The organism is Paraburkholderia dilworthii (genome assembly GCF_000472525.1).
GTDB classification, from domain to species: domain Bacteria; phylum Pseudomonadota; class Gammaproteobacteria; order Burkholderiales; family Burkholderiaceae; genus Paraburkholderia; species Paraburkholderia dilworthii.
Genome location: NZ_AWZT01000006.1, coordinates 121,646 through 139,053, shown reverse-complemented (window position 1 = coordinate 139,053; position 17,408 = coordinate 121,646). Strand labels below are relative to the sequence as shown.

Below are 17,408 nucleotides of genomic sequence, written 5' to 3'. Positions count from 1 at the left end.
GCTTAGGGAGCGCGGTGAAGAGGGCCGCCGCTATAATGAATCCCACCTGGTTCCACTTCCCGCCTTGAGCGGTTACTCCTGCTGCCTATGCGCTTCGACCTCGAGCGGCCCTCGCAGAACGCCACGTCGCACCGTGTTGCCGTGCTGCTGATCAATCTCGGCACGCCGGATGCGCCAACGCCCCGTGCGGTTCGCCGCTATCTCGCGCAGTTCCTCTCCGATCCTCGCGTGGTAGAAATTCCGGCGCTGCTGTGGCAGGTCATTCTGCGGCTTCTGATCCTGCCGTTCCGTGGCCGCGCGTCGGCGAAGAAATATGCGGCCGTGTGGATGCCGGAAGGCTCGCCGCTACGCGTCTATACGGAAAAGCAGGTGGAAGGTCTGCGCCATCTGCTGCAATTGAACGACTACACGGTGCTCGTCGAATACGCAATGCGCTACGGCACGCCCGGCATCCCTGCCATGCTCAATCAGCTGAAGCTCGCGGGCGCAGAACGGGTGTTGCTGGTGCCGATGTATCCGCAATACTCGTCGTCAACCACAGCGACCGCTTTCGACGACGCGTTCTCCGCCCTCAAGCGCATGCGCAATCAGATGGAGATCCGCACGGTGCGCCAGTACGCAGATCATCCCGCGTATATTTCAGCGCTCGCTGCACAAGTGCACCAGTATTGGCATCTTCATGGCCGGCCGGATTTCGCGGCAGGCGACAAACTGATCCTGAGCTTTCATGGCGTACCCAAGCGCACGCTGGATCTTGGCGATCCGTACCACGATCATTGCCAGGCAACCGGCGCGCTGCTCATGCAGGCGCTTGGTCTGACACAGGTGGAATGCCGCATCACGTTCCAGTCGCGCTTCGGCAAAGCGGAGTGGTTGCAGCCGTACACGGCGCCCACGCTAAAGGAACTGGGCTCAGCAGGCGTGCGGCGTGCTGATGTATTTTGTCCCGGCTTTACCGCCGACTGCCTCGAAACAATCGAGGAGATCGGCATGGAAGTGCGCGACGAGTTCCTGCATGCCGGTGGCAAGGAGTTCCATCGAATTCCTTGCGTGAACGCGTCGCAGGCGTGGATTGCCGCGCTTGGCGAAATCGTCGCGCAGAATCTGCAAGGCTGGCCGGTGCAGGCGGTTCCCGTGCCGCACCACACACCGGCTTGACGACACTCATGAATTACAGAATTTCAACCGAACCGGGCGCGAAGCTGCGCATCGACAAGTGGCTCTGGGCGGCGCGCTTCTACAAGACGCGCTCGCTTGCCGCGGACGCCGTCGAGAAGGGGCGCGTGCGCATAAGCGGGGCCAACGTGAAGCCGGCCAAAGACGTGCGGGTCGGCGACATGGTCGAGGTCGAGATCGAGCGAATCGTCTGGCAGGTGCAGGTGCTGGGCGTGTGCGAGGTGCGCGGCCCCGCGAGCGTCGCGCAGACGCTGTATGCAGAAACGGACGAGAGCCGGCAAAAGCGTCAGGCGGAACACGAACGCCGCAAGACCTATCGCGAGCCGGCCGAGGCATTGCACGGCCGCCCGACCAAGCGCGACCGCCGGACTATCGACAGATTTTCAGGTGGGGATTGAACAGTTGTTCCATGGTCGCGTTCACGCCGCCGTATTCGGTGGTGTGATCGTTGACCGCGCCGGACATACAGATGGTCGTGGTGCCCGCAACGAGTACCAGTGCGACCACCGAGATTGCAAAGGTCAGTTTCACGGTACCCCCTTTTGGGATGGTGCAGGAAAGAAACGAGCTAGCCAGGTGAAAATTGCAAGAGGACGGAAAGCGTTACGTCAGATTAGGGTTAACGTGGTTTTTTCCGCTGCGTTACTGGAGCATAGGTCAGTTGCTCCTCGCGCTCAATCTGAATCTGATTGCGCCGCACTCATGGTTGTAACCGCGCATTTCCGCTAGCTGCCGCCGCTTTGAAAATTTCGGCCGAAGCGCTTGAAATGGGCGTTCGCGGCCCCAACTGCCGTTCCGATACGCGGTAGCGCGTCTTGATGTCTGTCGCGATTTTGCAACGCACAAATCGCGGCCGGCTCTCAGGTCGCTGCCGCCGTTGGCTTTTAAATTTTTAACGACTTTCAGCGACATGGAAAACACGCAAGAGAACCCGACGAGCCAGAATCCCACGCCCGCGGACGAAGTCGCGCGCGAGGCTGCCGAGGCAGTCACTCCGGAGCAGGAGGCCGCCGCGAGCGTCGCCACGGACACCCCGGCAACGGGTGCCGAAGCTGCGTTGGCCGAGGCCCAGGCAAAGATCGCCGAATTGCAGGAGAGCTTCCTGCGCGCGAAGGCGGAGACTGAAAACGTGCGCCGTCGCGCGCAGGAAGACGTCGCGAAGGCGCATAAGTTTGCGATCGAGAGCTTTGCCGAGCATCTGTTGCCGGTGATCGACAGCCTTGAAGCGGCCGTCGCCCATTCGTCCGACGACCTGCAAAAGGTGCGCGAAGGCGTCGAGCTGACGCTGCGTCAGCTCACCGGCGCGCTGGAGAAGGGCCGCGTCGTTGCGCTCAATCCGGTCGGCGAAAAGTTCGACCCGCATCGCCATCAGGCGATCTCGATGGTGCCGGCGGACCAGGAGCCGAACACCGTCGTTGCCGTGCTGCAAAAGGGCTTCGTGATCGCGGACCGCGTGCTGCGTCCGGCGCTCGTGACGGTGGCGGCGCCGAAGTAAGGCGTTCGGTCTGTATTTCGTCCGTGCTTCGCTTGTACACAACTGGTAGACACCGTCATGGCCAATATCCCCGTCGACGCCACCGCGTTCACGGTGTTCGACATGAAGGAGCTGAGCGCCGCGTCGTTTGATGCGGGTCTCGCCGAAGCGGGTGACGAACTCGCCGTGGTGTTCTTCTGGGGCGTCGACTGTTTCAACTGCGAGATCGCCAAGAAAGCCATGCTCGCGCAACCGGACGCAATCCGCGCGCTCGGGCTTAGGTGGTTTCACAGCAATGTGTACGAGCATCGGGAGTTGGGCCGGCGCTTCATGCTTCACGGCGTGCCGACATGGTTCTTCTTTCACCGTGGCAAACGGCTCGGTCGGGCCACCGGCTGGCACGGCCATGCGCAGTTCGAGGCGGCGGTCGCCGCGGTGCGTGAGAAGATCCGGGCGGCCCAAGCGACAGGCGGCGCGCAAGCTGATGCAGCGGATACGGGCGGAAGTTCGGTCGATTGAAAAAATAAAGACCGCATCGCAAAAGAGGTCTTGAAAACGATGCGGACGCACTTATGTTGAGTGCAGGTATGAATTCAGGGCGGAGCGCCTTGCCGCCGAACGGCAAAGCAAGGCGCTTCCCGCAGCGATCAAAGTCAGGAGATTAGTAAAAATGGGCAAAATCATCGGTATCGACCTCGGCACGACCAACTCGTGCGTGGCGATCATGGAAGGCAATTCGGTCAAGGTGATCGAGAACTCGGAAGGTGCGCGCACCACGCCGTCGATCATCGCCTACATGGAAGACGGCGAGATTCTCGTCGGCGCGCCTGCCAAGCGTCAGTCGGTCACGAACCCGAAGAACACGCTGTACGCGGTGAAACGCCTGATCGGCCGCCGCTTCGAAGAGAAAGAAGTCCAGAAAGACATCGCGCTGATGCCGTACAAGATCATGAAGGCCGACAACGGCGACGCATGGGTCGAAGTGCGCGATCAGAAGCTCGCTCCGCCGCAAATCTCTGCGGAAGTGCTGCGTAAGATGAAGAAGACCGCTGAAGACTATCTCGGCGAGCCGGTCACCGAAGCCGTGATCACCGTTCCCGCGTACTTCAACGACAGCCAGCGTCAGGCAACCAAGGACGCAGGCCGCATTGCCGGTCTGGAAGTCAAGCGCATCATCAACGAGCCGACCGCAGCCGCGCTCGCGTTCGGTCTCGACAAGAACGAGAAGGGCGATCGCAAGATTGCGGTGTATGACCTGGGCGGCGGTACGTTCGACGTGTCGATCATCGAAATCGCCGATGTGGACGGTGAAAAGCAGTTCGAAGTGCTGTCCACGAACGGCGATACGTTCCTCGGCGGTGAAGACTTCGACCAGCGCATCATCGACTACATCATCGGCGAGTTCAAGAAAGAGCAGGGCGTCGATCTGTCGAAAGACGTGCTTGCGCTGCAGCGCCTGAAGGAATCGGCCGAGAAGGCCAAGATCGAGCTGTCGTCGAGCCAGCAAACCGAAATCAACCTGCCGTACATCACGGCCGACGCATCGGGTCCGAAGCATTTGAACCTGAAGATCACGCGTGCGAAGCTGGAAGCGCTGGTTGAAGAGCTGATCGAACGCACGATCGAACCGTGCCGCGTGGCCATCAAGGACGCAGGCGTGAAGGTCGGCGAAATCGACGACGTGATTCTGGTCGGCGGTATGACCCGCATGCCGAAGGTGCAGGAAAAGGTCAAGGAGTTCTTCGGCAAGGATCCGCGCCGTGACGTGAATCCGGACGAAGCCGTGGCCGTTGGCGCCGCGATCCAGGGCCAGGTGTTGTCTGGCGACCGCAAGGACGTTCTGCTGCTCGACGTGACTCCGCTGTCGCTCGGTATCGAAACGCTCGGCGGCGTGATGACGAAGATGATCAACAAGAACACCACGATCCCGACCAAGCATTCGCAGGTCTACTCGACGGCTGACGACAATCAGAGCGCCGTGACGATCAAGGTGTTCCAGGGCGAACGCGAAATGGCGGCAGGCAACAAGCTGCTGGGCGAGTTCAATCTGGAAGGCATCCCGCCCGCACCGCGCGGCACGCCGCAGATCGAGGTGAGCTTCGACATCGACGCGAACGGCATTCTGCACGTCGGCGCGAAAGACAAGGCGACCGGCAAGGAAAACCGCATCACGATCAAGGCGAACTCGGGTCTGTCCGAAGCTGAAATCGAGAAGATGGTGAAGGACGCCGAAGCGAACGCGGAAGAAGATCACAAGCTGCGTGAGCTGGCCGATGCCCGCAACCAGGGCGATGCGCTCGTCCACAGCACGAAGAAGGCGCTCACCGAATACGGCGACAAGCTGGAAGCCGCCGAGAAGGAAAAGATCGAAACCGCGCTGAAGGACCTCGAAGAAGCACTGAAGAGCGGTTCGAGCGACAAGGCCGCGATCGAAGCCAAGATCGAAGCGGTGGCAACGGCATCGCAGAAGATGGGCGAGAAGATGTACGCCGACATGCAGGCTGCGCAAGGTGCGGAAGCTGCGGCAGCAGGCGCGGCGGGCGCGAGCGCGGGTGCTTCGGCGGGTGGCGCGAGCCAGCAGCAGGACGACGTGGTCGACGCCGACTTCAAGGAAGTCAAGAAAGACTAAAGCCAGGTCGCATTCCGACCGTAAAGCCGCACACGGGTTCTGTGTGCGGCCCGGCTGCACAAGGGACCGCGGTCTTCCGGCCGCGGGAACGTGCAAGAGCGGTTATCACGCCTGGCGAGCCTTTTAGGCTCTCCGGGCACATTTGTTTTATGGAGGGCGTTGTTTCGAGCCGCATTCAGCGACATGAAACATCGGCCGGACGAGTCGTGAGACTCCAGCATTCAAGAGGAGCCACCGCGAGGCATTCTCGCGAGGGGCGTTGAACCGATATGGCGAAACGGGATTACTACGAGGTTCTGGGCGTCGCAAAGAACGCGAGCGACGACGAAATCAAGAAGGCTTATCGCAAGCTGGCGATGAAGCATCACCCCGACCGCAATCCGGGCAACAAGGATGCGGAAGAGCATTTCAAGGAGGTGAAGGAAGCCTATGAAATGCTCTCGGACTCGCAAAAGCGTGCCGCGTATGACCAGTATGGTCACGCGGGCGTCGATCCGAATATGGGCGGAGCCGGCGCGCAAGGCTTCGGCGGTTTTGCCGATGCGTTCGGCGATATTTTCGGCGACATCTTTGGCCAGGCGGCCGGCGGCGCCGCGCGCGGAGGTGGTGGACGTGCGGGCCCGCAGGTGTATCGCGGCGCCGATCTGCGCTACAGCATGGAAATCACGCTGGAGCAGGCGGCGCATGGTTACGACACGCAGATTCGCGTGCCGAGCTGGGTCTCGTGCGAAGTCTGTCACGGCTCGGGCGCGAAGCCCGGCACCAAGCCGGAAACCTGTCCCACGTGTAGCGGTTCGGGCGCGGTGCGGATGTCGCAAGGCTTCTTCAGCATCCAGCAAACCTGCCCGAAGTGTCACGGCACCGGCACCTATATTCCTGAGCCGTGTGCGCACTGCCACGGCGCGGGCAAGGTGAAGGAAACCAAGACGCTCGAGGTGAAGATCCCGGCAGGTATCGACGACGGCATGCGCATCCGTTCGGCCGGCAACGGTGAGCCGGGCATCAACGGCGGTCCGTCGGGCGATCTGTACGTCGAAATTCACATCAAGCAGCATTCGGTGTTCGAGCGCGACGGCGACGATCTGCATTGCCAGATGCCGATTCCGTTCACCACGGCGGCGTTGGGCGGCGAAATCGAAGTGCCCACGCTCGCGGGCCGCGCGAGCTTCACGGTGCCTGAAGGCACACAGTCGGGCAAGACGTTCCGCTTGCGCGGCAAGGGCATCAAGGGGCTGCGTTCAAGCATTGCCGGCGATCTGTATGTGCATGTGCAAGTCGAAACGCCGGTTAAGCTCACCGAATCGCAGCGCGATTTGCTCAAGCAATTCGAGAAGGCTTTGGTGGAAGGCGGCGCGAGGCACAGCCCGCAAAGCAAGAGCTGGTTCGATCGGGTGAAGAGCTTCTTCGATTAACGGCGGTTCGAAGTTGGCGGTAAGCATGACGGCAGATGAGCGCGGCGCTGTATTTGCATTGCTCGATGATTGCGACGCGTCGGCGGCGCGCCGCTCTAGTCGTCTGTACACCGGCTTCGTGCATGAGCGCGTGTGTGCGGATGTCGCGCAACTCGAAGCCGTGTGCGAGGCCGCCGAATCAGATGCGCGGCTCGGCCTGCATGCTATCGTGCTCGCCGACTACGAGTTCGGCCGGCATCTTCTCGGCGGGGAATCACATCCGTCATTCAAAACGCAGCATGGCGATGCCACGCTGCGTTTTTTATTGTTCGAGCGTTGCGAAAAACTCTCGCGCGATGAGGCCGACGCGTGGCTCGTGAAACAGGATGGCGGCCTCGCTGAACCGTCGGTGGCAGGTACGGCCAATGTGCGCGAGAGTGTCGAGCCGGCTCAGTTCAATGCGGCCATCGACGCAATTCATGCCGCGTTGCGCGAGGGCGATTCGTATCAAGTCAACTACACATACCGGCTCGACTTCGACGTGTTCGGCTCGCCTACCGCGCTTTATCGGCGGCTGCGGGCGCGTCAACCGGTTCGATATGGCGCGTTGATCGCACTGCCGGGCGGCGCCTGGGTGCTTTCATGTTCGCCGGAGCTTTTCGTCGAAAAGCAGAATGCGATGTTACGCGCCCGCCCGATGAAAGGCACGGCGCCGCGCTCGGCCGATCCGTCAGCGGATCGGGGTGCTGCTGAATTCCTTGGCAGCGATCCGAAGAACCGCGCCGAAAACGTGATGATCGTCGATCTGCTGCGCAACGATCTGTCGCGCGTCGCTCAGACGGGCTCAGTCAAGGTGCCCGCGCTCTTTTCCGTCGAACCGTATGCATCGGTTTGGCAGATGACGTCGACGGTCGAAGCCGCTTTGCGGCCCGGCACGTCGTTCGCCGCGATACTGCGCGCGCTCTTTCCTTGCGGCTCGATCACCGGTGCGCCGAAGCATCGCACGATGCAGTTGATCGACGAACTGGAGAGCACGCCGCGTGGGCTTTATACCGGCGCCATCGGCTGGCTGGATGGGCCGGCGCGGCAGGCGCCCGCAAATGAAAATACCGATGGCGACTTCTGCATGTCGGTCGCGATTCGCACGTTGACGCTGAAGCCGCTCGCGCAAACGGGCCAACTGCGCGGCACGATGGGCGTTGGCGCGGGCATCGTGCTCGACAGCGTCGCCGAAGACGAATATGCCGAGTGTCGATTGAAAGCGCGCTTTCTTACCGGCGCGGAGCCGGGCTTCGAACTGTTCGAAACCATGTACGCGACGCGGGAGGACGGCGTGCGCCATCTGCCGCGTCATCTCGCAAGGTTGTCGGCGAGTGCTGCGACGCTGGGCTTTCAGGTCGATGCGCCGGGCATCCGAATGCAAATCGCGGAGCGATGCGCGTCGTTGCCCGCCGCAACGCCGCACCGCATGCGCCTCGCGCTGAGCAAGAGCGGTGCGACGCAAATCACCGCTGCCGTATTGACGCCGTTAGCCGACACGACCGTCGGCGTCCTGCTCGCACCGGACCACGGTTTCGCGGCCACGCAGGCCAACGACCCGTTGCTGCATCACAAGACCACGCGCCGCGCGGAGTATGACCGTGGCTGGCGCGAAGCCGAGGCGAAGGGCGCCTTCGACACGCTGTTCTTCAACGAAGGAGGCGAGTTGACGGAAGGCGGGCGGTCGAATGTTTTCGTGAAGCTGGCGGGACGGTGGTGGACACCGCCGCTCGCGTCGGGCGTGCTGCCGGGCGTAATGCGAGGCGTGCTGCTTGAAGAGGACGCAAGCATGCAAGCGGCTGAAAAAGTGCTGACACAGGCGGACGTGTTGAATGCCGAAGCGCTGATGATCTGCAACGCGTTGCGCGGCGCACTGGCGGCGAGGGTTGTTCGTTAGAGCGCGGATTCTGGGTGCGTGGTTGCCTGTGATGTAGCGCTTGGGTGAGACGACGCGCTGATACGCAGCAGCACTCAGACGCTAGAGGCGATAGGCGGGAAGTGGGGAAGCGGGGAAGCCGCACAACCCAGAGCCCCGAGCGCACGACCCAGAGCCAGGAGCCAAGAAACCCACGCGTCCCGCGACACCCACACAACTCACCCGCGCAAAAGCACCCTCAAAACGTATGCTCAGGCCCCGGAAACGTCCCATCCTTCACCGCTCGCACATACGCTTCAACGGCAGCAAGAATGCTCGGTTGCCCCACCATGAAATCCTTCACGAAACGCGGCCGCTTGCCGGGGAAAATCCCCAGCATGTCGTGCAGCACCAGCACCTGACCCGAGCAATCGAGACCCGCGCCGATGCCGATCGTCGGAATCCGCAACTGCTTCGTGACTTCGCTCGCCAGCAGCGTCGGGATCGCTTCCATCACGATGAGTTGCGCGCCTGCCGTTTGCATAGCGAGCGAGTCGCGCAGCAACTGGTTCGCGCCTTCCTCGGTCTTGCCTTGCACTTTGAAGCCGCCAAAAGCATGCACCGATTGCGGCGTGAGCCCAACATGCGCGCACACCGGAATCGACCGTTCGACGAGAAAACGCACCGTGTCCGCCAGCCATTCGCCGCCTTCGAGCTTCACCATCTGCGCACCGGCGCGCATCAATTCGACCGAGCTTCTGTACGCATCTTCGATCGTGCCATACGTGCCGAACGGTAAGTCCGCGACGATCAACGCCGACGGCCGCACACGCGCGACACTAGCCGTGTGATACGCGATGTCGGCGAGCGAAACCGGCAGCGTCGTGCTCTGTCCTTGCAACACATTGCCCAGCGAGTCCCCGATCAACATGACGTCGACACCCGCGCGATCCAGCAGTGCGGCAAAGCTCGCGTCGTAACAGGTGAGCATGGCGATTTTCTCGCCGGCGTCGCGCATCGCCTGCAGTTTCGGCACGGTGACGGCGTTCCGGCTCGTTTCCTGCAAATAGGTCATGGGTCAATCCGTTGAAAGAGAGAGGCGCGCGCCGCTTAAAGCGACGTGCCTTTGACAAAGAATTCCTTGCGGCCGCGCATGGTTTCGATGCGTTCGGCAAGCAGCGCAAGGTCCGCGTCGGAGTCAAGCGGATTCAGATGTTCGGCGTTGACAGTCAGCACCGGCGTGCGGTCGTAGTGATAGAAGAACTCGTTATACGCGTCGCAAAGCGCATGCAGATAGGCATCGGAAATCTGCAGCTCCATCGGCACCGCGCGCTTCTGAATGCGCGAAAACAGCACTTCAGGACTGGCCTGCAGATACACGACGAAATCCGGCGCCGGCGCGCTCACTTCGAGCCGCGCGGCGAGCGCGCGATACAAGTGCCACTCGTCTTCCTGCAGCGTGAGGCGCGCGAAGATGTCGTTCTTCTGCGTCATGAAATCGGCGACGAGCGGCGTGCCCGCCACCTGCGCCGCGGTCACTTCCTGCGCCTGCTGCGCGCGCTGCAAAGCGAAGTGCAATTGTGCGGGCAACGCATAACGCGCGGTGTCGCGATAAAAGCGTTCGAGGAAGGGATTGTCCTGCGGCCGCTCGAACAATTCGTGCATCGACCAGCGTTGCGCGAGACGCCGCGCAAGCGATGTCTTGCCGACGCCGATAGGTCCTTCGATCGCGAGATAGCCGAATGGAGGCCGCAGTTGCGGCGCGGTGACGGTAAGCGGTGTGGAATTCATTCGCAGCGGCCCTTGCCCGCGGTGAGTGCGTTCAGCATCGGACACTGGCAGGGCCCTTTCACTTTTTCGATGCGTTGATCGCGCACGCCGTCGAGCAGCGCGTCGGCGCGGCCGTGTTGCGGAATGATCAGTGCAGCGTCGATTTCGACGAGCGGCACCAGCGCGAAAGCACGCTCAACGAGGCGGGGATGCGGCACGATCAGATCGGCTTCGTCGATTGATTGATCGCCGAAGAGCAGGATGTCCAGATCGAGCGTTCGCGGTGCATTGCGAAAGGGCCGCTCCCGGCCGAACTGATGCTCGATCTTGTGGCACAGCGCAAGCAGATGCCGTACGGGGAGCGTCGTGTCTATCTTCACGACGCAGTTGAAATAGTCGTCACCGCCCGCGTCGATCGGGGCAGTGCGATACAGGCTCGACTTGGCGAGCACGGTGATGGCGTGCTGTTGTGCGAGGCACACCACCGCGTCTTTCAGGGTCTGGCGCGCGTCCCCGAGATTCGCGCCGAGGCCGAGATAAGCAACCGTCATGGCATAACTTCCTGCAACTATCGTTCGACGGCTTCAGCAAACGCTGCGTCAGTCTTCGTGCGAGCCTTCGTGGCCCGCTTCGGCGTCTGTGCGTTCGGCTGGCGTGCCGCCCTCCATTCCGTCGCCCGGTTTGCGGTTTCTCGCGCCACTGCTGCGCCGCCGTCGTTTTCTAGGGCTTCGGTCCTTCCCGCCTTGCGTGAGCAATGCTTCACGCGCCGCAATGTCTCCTTCGATGAACTCCGTCCACCACGCTCCGACCGACTCATCGAGTTCGCCGGATTCGCAGCGCAACAGGAGGAAATCATACCCCGCTCTAAATCTTTGGTGTTCCAGCAGCTTCAGCGCGCTTCTTCCCGAGCGTTTTTCGAGGCGCAGCTGCAAGCCCCAGATCTCGCGCATATCGGACGAAAAACGCTTGTGGATAGCGAGTTTCTCGGTTTGCATGTCGAGAACTTCGTCCATCGCGCGATGCAGCGCGGGAACCGGATACTCGCCGTTCGCTTCAAATTTCTGCCAGCGCTGCTGCACGTCGTGCCACAGCAGCGTGGCGAACAGGAAGCCGGGCGACACCGGCTTGCCGGCGCGTACGCGTGCGTCCGTGTTGTTGAGCGCAAGCGTGATGAATTTTTCGCCGGTGGGCTGCTCGAGCACGACGTCGAGCAAGGGCAGCAAGCCATGATGCAGGCCTTCCTGACGAAGACGCTTCAGGCACGCCAAAGCGTGGCCGGACAGCATCAGCTTGAGCATCTCGTCGAAGAGCCGCGCGGCCGGCACGTTGTTGATCAGATCGGCCATTTCGACGATCGGCGCGCGGGTCGCGTCTTCGATCTCGAAGTCGAGCTTCGCGGCAAAGCGCACCACGCGCAGCATGCGCACCGGATCTTCGCGATAACGCGTGGCAGGGTCGCCGATCATGCGCAACAGGCGCGCGCGCACGTCGGCCATGCCGTTGTGATAGTCGAGCACGGTTTCCGTGGCCGGATCGTAGTACATCGCGTTGATCGTGAAGTCGCGGCGCGTGGCGTCTTCGTGCTGCTCGCCCCACACGTTGTCTCGCAGCACGCGGCCGCTTGCGTCCACGGCGTGCGTGCGGCGATCGAGTTCGTCGCCTTTGAGGCGGCGCGGCGGCGCGGCATCGGCGGCGGGCGGATCGACCAGCGCGCGGAACGTCGAGGTTTCGATGATTTCCTGGCCGAACTGCACGTGCACGATCTGAAACCTGCGGCCGATGATGCGCGCGCGGCGGAACAGCTTCTGCACTTCTTCGGGCGTGGCGTCGGTCGCGACGTCGAAGTCTTTCGGCTTGATGCCGAGCAGCAGATCGCGCACCGCGCCGCCGACAATGAACGCCCGGTGTCCAGCCTGCTGCAAGCCTTCGGTCACGCGAATCGCGTTGCGTGAGATCAGCGTGGGATCGATGCCGTGCACGTCGTGCGGAATGATGACCGGCACGTCCGGGTCGCGCACCGCCTTCGCGGGCGCGCCGCCGCGGGCCGGTTTGCGGCGCGCGCGGCCGGTTCCCGCGGCGCCTGCTGCATTGCGTGCCGGTGCGCTGCCGGTTTCGTCTGTGCCGGCTTCGGCCGGCACCGTGTCGTCGGCGGACGCTGTGTCCTGGCCGAATAGCTTACGGATGAATTTTTTGATCACGTGGATTGAAAGAGTTCGAGGATGCGCCAGCCTTTGGCCTGCGCATGGGCGCGCAATGTGTCGTCGGGATTGGTCGCGATCGGATCGGTGACCTTTTCGAGCAGCGGAATGTCGTTGTGCGAATCGCTGTAGAAATAGCTGCGCTCGAAGTCGCCCCAGGTTTTGCCGAGCGACGCGAGCCATGCCTGGGTGCGCACGATCTTGCCTTCCTTGTAGCTCGGCGTGCCGGTGGGGCGGCCGGTGTACGCCGAATGCGCATGGCCGTCGACGGTTTCCGCTTCGCAGGCGATTAGCATGTCGACGCCGAACGCGCTGGCAATGGGACGGGTGATGAATTCGTTGGTGGCGGTGACCACGCAGCATAGGTCGCCCGCTTCACGGTGCCGCTTGACCAGTTCGACCGCGGCCGGAAGGATGGCCGGCGTGATCACTTCATGCATGTACTGCGCGTGAAAGTCCGCGAGCTGCGCGCGCGTGTATTTTGCGAGCGGCGTGAGCATGGCGATCAGATACGCGTGAATGTCCAGCCTGCCGGCTTTGTAGTCCGCATAGAAGCGGTCGTTGTCACGAGCGAAATTTTCAGCGTCGACCATGCCGTGTTTCACCATGAAGCGGCCCCATTCGTGGTCGCTGTCGGTGGGAATGAGCGTGTGATCGAGGTCGAAGAGTGCGAGATTAGTCATGAGGGGCTATTTTACTTGAAGCAGCGGACGAGGCGGCGGGGGCCTCCGCCCCGGGCGAAGCCAGCATCGTGCGCAACAGCGGCAACGTGACCGCGCGCTTCTGTTCCAGCGAAAATCGGTCGAGTGCGTCGAGTAGCGTCATCAGGCTCGGCATGTCGCGGCGAAAATGCGTGAGCAGATAGGCCGGCACGTCGTCGGCGAGCATGATGCCGCGCTCGCGTGCCGCGTGCTTGAGCACCGCCGCCTTGCCTTCGTCGGGTAGCGGCGTTAGGTGGAATACGAGGCCCCAGCCGAGCCGCGTGCGCAGATCTTCGCGCACTGTCATGCCGATCGGCGGCGCGTTGCCGGCGGCGACGAGCGCGCTCGTCGGATGCGCGCGCACCTCGTTGAAGAGATTGAAGACGGCGATCTGCTGCGCTGCAGAGAGCGCGTCGCAATCGTCGATCGCATAGAGCGTGACGCGCGGATCGAAACTGAACGCGGCAAGGCTGCTTTGCGGACCCGCGAAGCGCGCGTGACCCGGCGGCGCCTCGTGCACGAGCGCCTGCAACAGATGCGTGCGGCCGCTGCCTGCTTCGCCCCAGATATAGAAGGTGCGATCGGCGACCGGTCCCGCGGCGAGCGCGCTGTCGAGCTCACGCAGGCGCGTGACGAGCTCGGCGTTGGCGCCGGCGAAAAAATTGTCGAATGTCGATGGCGGCGGAGTGCCGAGATCGAGCGTCAGTTGACGAAGCACAGTAGGTTAATGCCGAAAGTAGGGCTGAGGCCGCCGATGGTTCTGGCGAGCCGGATCACTGGAGCAGAAAGTCAATTGTTGTAGAGCGTGCTTTCCAGGTAGCTTTGCCGCAACTCGCGCATCGCCACGGACAAAATCGCACTTACCGGCAGAGCGAGCAACACGCCGAAAAAGCCGAACAGCTGCCCGAACGCCAGCAACGCGAAAATCACTGCGAGCGGGTGCAGGCCGATCCGCTCGCCGACGAGGCGCGGCGTCAGGAAGAAGCTCTCCACGATCTGACCGACGCCGTAAATCAGCGCGACCGCGCCGAAGCCGTACCAGTTGCCGAACTGTAGCAGCGCCGCGAGCAGTGCCAGCGCGAGACCGGTCGCAAAGCCAATGTACGGGATGAACACCGCGAGCCCCGTGAAAATGCCCACCGGCAACGCGATCTCGAAGCCTGCAATGCTCAGCGCCGCCGCGTAGAACACAGCGAGCACGCCCATCACGAGCAACTGGCCGCGCAGGTATTGCGACAGCATCTGATCCATGTCGCGCGCAAGTTGCAGCGTCTTGGCGAGCCAGCGGCGCGGCACCGTGCTTTGCACGCGCAGCAGCATGCGGTTCCAGTCGTACAGCAGATAGAACAGCACGAGCGGCACCATCACGACATTACCGACCACCGTCATCATCACGTTGCCGCTCGTCACGATCGAGGTCCACGCATAACGCGCGACCGTCTGCGCGCTGCCTTCGAGCTGACCCATCACGAGATCGCGGATGCTGGCGAAGTCGAGCGAATCGGCGAGGCCCAGCATCGCGAGCTTGGGTTGCAGCCACGCGTTGACGTGCGCGAACAAAAGCGGCACTTGCTGCCGCAGCTGCGGGCCTTCTTTCTGGATGACGGCGAACACGAGCAGCGCGAGCATTGTCACCAGCAGCGTGAAAAGCAGGATCATCAGCAAGGCAGCGAGCGCGCGCGGGACACGCCGGCGCACCATCCACGCGACGCCCGGCTGCAGAATGTACGCCAGAATTGCGCCGAGCAGAAACGGCGTGAGGACGGGACTCAGCAGCCACAGCAGAATGCCGACGCCGAGCGCGATGGCTAGCCAGATGAAGGCGCGGCGCTGGACCGGAGTCAGTATCGAGGAGTTTTGTTGCAAAGTTGTTTCCCTGGTGTCGCCGGAACGGATGATTCAAATTCCAGCCAGCCGGCCGGCATCGGGTAAAATCGCATTTTACCGACCTTCGAGCTCTCCCCCATGAATCAACCGAAATCCGCCCCGAATTCAACTGATTCGGCCCAAGGTCTGTCGTATCGCGACGCCGGCGTGGACATCGACGCGGGCGACGCCCTTGTCGACGCGATCAAGCCCTTTGCCAAGAAGACGATGCGCGACGGCGTGCTGGGCGGCATTGGCGGATTCGGCGCGCTGTTCGAAGTGCCGAAGCGGTACAAGGAACCGGTGCTGGTGTCGGGCACGGACGGCGTGGGCACCAAGCTGCGCCTCGCGTTTCAGCTGAACAAGCACGACACCGTGGGCCAGGATCTGGTTGCCATGAGCGTGAACGACATTCTCGTGCAAGGCGCCGAGCCGCTCTTTTTCCTCGACTACTTCGCGTGCGGCAAGCTCGATGTCGGCACCGCGGCTACGGTCGTCAAGGGTATCGCGTATGGCTGCGAACTGGCGGGCTGCGCGCTGATCGGCGGCGAGACGGCCGAAATGCCGGGCATGTATCCGGACGGCGAGTACGATCTCGCCGGCTTCGCGGTCGGCGCGGTGGAAAAGAGCAAGATCATCGACGGCAGCACGATCGCTCCCGGCGACGTGGTGCTGGGCCTCGCTTCGAGCGGGATTCATTCGAACGGGTTTTCGCTGGTGCGCAAGATCATCGAGCGCGCGCAGCCCGACCTGAATGCCGATTTCGACGGCCGTTCGCTCGCCGACGCATTGATGGCGCCCACGCATATTTACGTGAAGCCGCTGCTCGCGCTGATGCAGCAAATCGCAGTGAAAGGCATGGCGCACATCACGGGCGGCGGGTTGGTCGAGAACATTCCGCGGGTTCTGCGCGAAGGTTTGACGGCCGAACTGGATCATCGCGGCTGGCCGCTGCCGCCGCTCTTCTCGTGGCTGCAAAAGCACGGCGGCGTCGCGGATGCCGAAATGCATCGCGTGTTCAACTGCGGTATCGGCATGGCGGTGGTCGTCTCGGCTGCCGATGCGGAAGCCGCAATCGGTCTGCTGTCCGCTGCCGGCGAGCAGGTCTGGAAGATCGGCGTGATTCGCAAAAGCGCAGCCGGTGAAGCGCAGACGGTAGTGGTTTAAAGATCGGCGACCCGCGCAGCGTATAAATAGCAAACGCTGCGCGGGGTCGCAGCTTCAAGGCTTCTGACGACGTTTCGTAGGCCGGCACCAGCCTTCACATAGAGTTGCTGGAAAGCAGTACGTCAAAGCAGCTCAAAGAAGCGCATCAGGCAGGTTTTCAAACCAGCGCTTCGATCACGTCAAGCACCCGCGCGCTCGCGTGCGGATCGCAGCAGTCCACCACCACCCGCTCGTTCATGCCGCGCAGCCATGTGAGTTGCCGCTTGCACAATTGCCGGGTCGCAAACACGCCTTTGTCGCGCATGGTCGAGTAGTCGACCGTTCCATCGAGATATTCCCAGACCTGCCGGTAGCCGACGCAACGCATCGACGGCATCTCGGGCGATAAGTCTCCGCGTTCGCGCAGTGTCATCACTTCGTCGACGAAGCCGCTCTCCAGCATCGCATCAAAACGCTGCTCGATGCGCGCGTGCAGCACGCTTCGGTCCGAAGGCTCCAGCGCGATCGGGACGAAGCGCCACTGCGCGGCGGCGTCGTCGATGAGCGCGGGCGCGGCCAGCAGCGCCGACATCGCTTGACCCGTCAGCATGAATACTTCGAGCGCGCGCTGGATTCTCTGCGAATCGTTGGGAGCAAGGCGCGCTGCCGTCGCCGGGTCGACGACAGCCAGCCGCGCATGCAGCGCGGGCCAGCCATCGCGCGCGGCGTCCGCGTCGAGTTCCGCGCGTACAGTCGCGTCGGCCGCCGGCAAGTCGTTGAGCCCCTGCGTGAGTGCCTTGTAGTACAACATCGTTCCGCCGACCAGTAGCGGCAGCCGGCCGCGCGCACGGATCTCTGCGGTCAATCTGAGCGCATCGGCGCGAAATTCAGCGGCGGAGTAGGTGTCGGCGGGATCGACAATATCGATCAGATGATGCGGCGCGGCCGCGCGTTCCTCGGCGGTCGGCTTGGCGGTGCCGATGTCCATTTCGCGATACACGAGCGCGGAATCGACGCTGACAATTTCGACCGGCCGCCGCGCGGCCAATGCCAATGCAGCCGCTGTCTTGCCGGAGGCGGTCGGGCCGAGCAGACACGGAATGGGAGTAGGGCTGCGTGCGGTCATGAGTGTGCCGGCGCGCGTCGATCAAGCGTGAAAAAGC

The 17,408-nt window shown here is 62.6% G+C and carries 17 protein-coding genes; 8 read left to right on the top strand and 9 right to left on the bottom strand.

Annotated elements, in window-relative coordinates; genetic code table 11:
- The first annotated feature begins 87 nt into the window (after window positions 1–87).
- Together hemH and F759_RS0108145 are read left to right on the top strand one after the other, a co-directional pair.
- Entirely contained in the window at window positions 88–1,158 is a 1,071-nt protein-coding gene (hemH, locus tag F759_RS0108150; protein WP_027799413.1) for a ferrochelatase, read from the top strand.
- An 8-nt stretch (window positions 1,159–1,166) separates the two neighbouring features.
- Complete coding sequence (locus F759_RS0108145; protein WP_027799412.1) at window positions 1,167–1,574, top strand: RNA-binding S4 domain-containing protein; 408 nt, start codon at window positions 1,167–1,169, stop codon at window positions 1,572–1,574.
- On the opposite strand, the gene F759_RS43235 is transcribed toward F759_RS0108145, so the two are convergent.
- Window positions 1,546–1,707 (bottom strand): hypothetical protein, encoded by a 162-nt coding sequence (locus F759_RS43235; RefSeq protein WP_006047884.1) that lies wholly within the window; start codon window positions 1,705–1,707, stop codon window positions 1,546–1,548. The two genes, F759_RS0108145 and F759_RS43235, sit on opposite strands and share 29 nt — an antisense overlap.
- 379 nt (window positions 1,708–2,086) lie before the next feature.
- On the opposite strand from F759_RS43235, the gene grpE reads away from it, so the two are divergent.
- The 5 genes from grpE to pabB all read left to right on the top strand — a co-directional run bounded on the left by grpE (window position 2,087) and on the right by pabB (window position 8,606).
- Entirely contained in the window at window positions 2,087–2,671 is a 585-nt protein-coding gene (gene grpE, locus F759_RS0108140; RefSeq protein WP_027799411.1) for a nucleotide exchange factor GrpE, read from the top strand.
- Between the two features lie 57 nt (window positions 2,672–2,728).
- Entirely contained in the window at window positions 2,729–3,169 is a 441-nt protein-coding gene (locus F759_RS0108135; RefSeq protein ID WP_027799410.1) for a thioredoxin family protein, read from the top strand.
- Window positions 3,170–3,320: 151 nt separating this feature from the next.
- Window positions 3,321–5,279: a molecular chaperone DnaK gene (dnaK, locus tag F759_RS0108130; protein WP_027799409.1), complete on the top strand. Its 1,959-nt coding sequence runs from the start codon at window positions 3,321–3,323 to the stop codon at window positions 5,277–5,279.
- Between the two features lie 269 nt (window positions 5,280–5,548).
- Window positions 5,549–6,691 carry a molecular chaperone DnaJ gene (gene dnaJ, locus F759_RS0108125; protein WP_027799408.1) on the top strand — a complete coding sequence of 381 codons (1,143 nt, stop codon included), beginning with the start codon at window positions 5,549–5,551 and terminating at the stop codon, window positions 6,689–6,691.
- Window positions 6,692–6,716: 25 nt separating this feature from the next.
- Window positions 6,717–8,606 carry an aminodeoxychorismate synthase component I gene (pabB, locus tag F759_RS0108120; RefSeq protein ID WP_027799407.1) on the top strand — a complete coding sequence of 630 codons (1,890 nt, stop codon included), beginning with the start codon at window positions 6,717–6,719 and terminating at the stop codon, window positions 8,604–8,606.
- Window positions 8,607–8,823: 217 nt separating this feature from the next.
- Here the strand turns inward: pabB and panB are convergent, their stop codons facing one another.
- The 7 genes from panB to F759_RS0108085 form a co-directional block, all read right to left on the bottom strand.
- On the bottom strand, window positions 8,824–9,639 hold the full coding sequence (gene panB, locus F759_RS0108115) for a 3-methyl-2-oxobutanoate hydroxymethyltransferase (protein WP_027799406.1): 816 nt from the start codon (window positions 9,637–9,639) through the stop codon (window positions 8,824–8,826).
- A 35-nt stretch (window positions 9,640–9,674) separates the two neighbouring features.
- Window positions 9,675–10,355 carry a deoxynucleoside kinase gene (locus F759_RS0108110; protein ID WP_027799405.1) on the bottom strand — a complete coding sequence of 227 codons (681 nt, stop codon included), beginning with the start codon at window positions 10,353–10,355 and terminating at the stop codon, window positions 9,675–9,677.
- Complete coding sequence (gene folK, locus F759_RS0108105; RefSeq protein ID WP_027799404.1) at window positions 10,352–10,885, bottom strand: 2-amino-4-hydroxy-6-hydroxymethyldihydropteridine diphosphokinase; 534 nt, start codon at window positions 10,883–10,885, stop codon at window positions 10,352–10,354. Before folK ends, F759_RS0108110 begins: the two co-directional genes overlap by 4 nt.
- A 48-nt stretch (window positions 10,886–10,933) precedes the next feature.
- Window positions 10,934–12,532 (bottom strand): polynucleotide adenylyltransferase PcnB, encoded by a 1,599-nt coding sequence (pcnB, locus tag F759_RS0108100; protein WP_027799403.1) that lies wholly within the window; start codon window positions 12,530–12,532, stop codon window positions 10,934–10,936.
- Entirely contained in the window at window positions 12,529–13,215 is a 687-nt protein-coding gene (locus F759_RS0108095; RefSeq protein ID WP_027799402.1) for a histidinol-phosphatase, read from the bottom strand. The genes pcnB and F759_RS0108095 overlap by 4 nt, the downstream gene beginning before the upstream one ends.
- Window positions 13,208–13,951: a DnaA regulatory inactivator Hda gene (gene hda, locus F759_RS0108090; RefSeq protein ID WP_027799401.1), complete on the bottom strand. Its 744-nt coding sequence runs from the start codon at window positions 13,949–13,951 to the stop codon at window positions 13,208–13,210. Before hda ends, F759_RS0108095 begins: the two co-directional genes overlap by 8 nt.
- Before the next feature lie 71 nt (window positions 13,952–14,022).
- Window positions 14,023–15,099: an AI-2E family transporter gene (locus tag F759_RS0108085; RefSeq protein WP_027799400.1), complete on the bottom strand. Its 1,077-nt coding sequence runs from the start codon at window positions 15,097–15,099 to the stop codon at window positions 14,023–14,025.
- Window positions 15,100–15,198: 99 nt separating this feature from the next.
- Here F759_RS0108085 and purM point away from each other — a divergent pair, with 99 nt between their 5' ends.
- A complete protein-coding gene (gene purM, locus F759_RS0108080; protein WP_027799399.1) occupies window positions 15,199–16,266 on the top strand; it encodes a phosphoribosylformylglycinamidine cyclo-ligase in 1,068 nt (355 codons plus the stop codon).
- A 157-nt stretch (window positions 16,267–16,423) separates the two neighbouring features.
- On the opposite strand, the gene miaA is transcribed toward purM, so the two are convergent.
- Window positions 16,424–17,371, bottom strand: coding sequence for a tRNA (adenosine(37)-N6)-dimethylallyltransferase MiaA (gene miaA, locus F759_RS0108075; protein ID WP_027799398.1), 948 nt, complete (start codon window positions 17,369–17,371; stop codon window positions 16,424–16,426).
- Between the last annotated feature and the right edge of the window lie 37 nt (window positions 17,372–17,408).

Bases quoted from the DNA above. Each gene is read 5' to 3' on its own strand.
- hemH (WP_027799413.1), top strand. From the start codon at position 88: ATGCGCTTCGACCTCGAGCGGCCCTCGCAGAACGCCACGTCGCACCGT.
- F759_RS0108145 (WP_027799412.1), top strand. From the start codon at position 1,167: ATGAATTACAGAATTTCAACCGAACCGGGCGCGAAGCTGCGCATCGAC.
- grpE (WP_027799411.1), top strand. From the start codon at position 2,087: ATGGAAAACACGCAAGAGAACCCGACGAGCCAGAATCCCACGCCCGCG.
- F759_RS0108135 (WP_027799410.1), top strand. From the start codon at position 2,729: ATGGCCAATATCCCCGTCGACGCCACCGCGTTCACGGTGTTCGACATG.
- dnaK (WP_027799409.1), top strand. From the start codon at position 3,321: ATGGGCAAAATCATCGGTATCGACCTCGGCACGACCAACTCGTGCGTG.
- dnaJ (WP_027799408.1), top strand. From the start codon at position 5,549: ATGGCGAAACGGGATTACTACGAGGTTCTGGGCGTCGCAAAGAACGCG.
- pabB (WP_027799407.1), top strand. From the start codon at position 6,717: ATGACGGCAGATGAGCGCGGCGCTGTATTTGCATTGCTCGATGATTGC.
- panB (WP_027799406.1), bottom strand. From the start codon at position 9,639: ATGACCTATTTGCAGGAAACGAGCCGGAACGCCGTCACCGTGCCGAAA.
- F759_RS0108110 (WP_027799405.1), bottom strand. From the start codon at position 10,355: ATGAATTCCACACCGCTTACCGTCACCGCGCCGCAACTGCGGCCTCCA.
- folK (WP_027799404.1), bottom strand. From the start codon at position 10,885: ATGACGGTTGCTTATCTCGGCCTCGGCGCGAATCTCGGGGACGCGCGC.
- F759_RS0108095 (WP_027799402.1), bottom strand. From the start codon at position 13,215: ATGACTAATCTCGCACTCTTCGACCTCGATCACACGCTCATTCCCACC.
- purM (WP_027799399.1), top strand. From the start codon at position 15,199: ATGAATCAACCGAAATCCGCCCCGAATTCAACTGATTCGGCCCAAGGT.
- miaA (WP_027799398.1), bottom strand. From the start codon at position 17,371: ATGACCGCACGCAGCCCTACTCCCATTCCGTGTCTGCTCGGCCCGACC.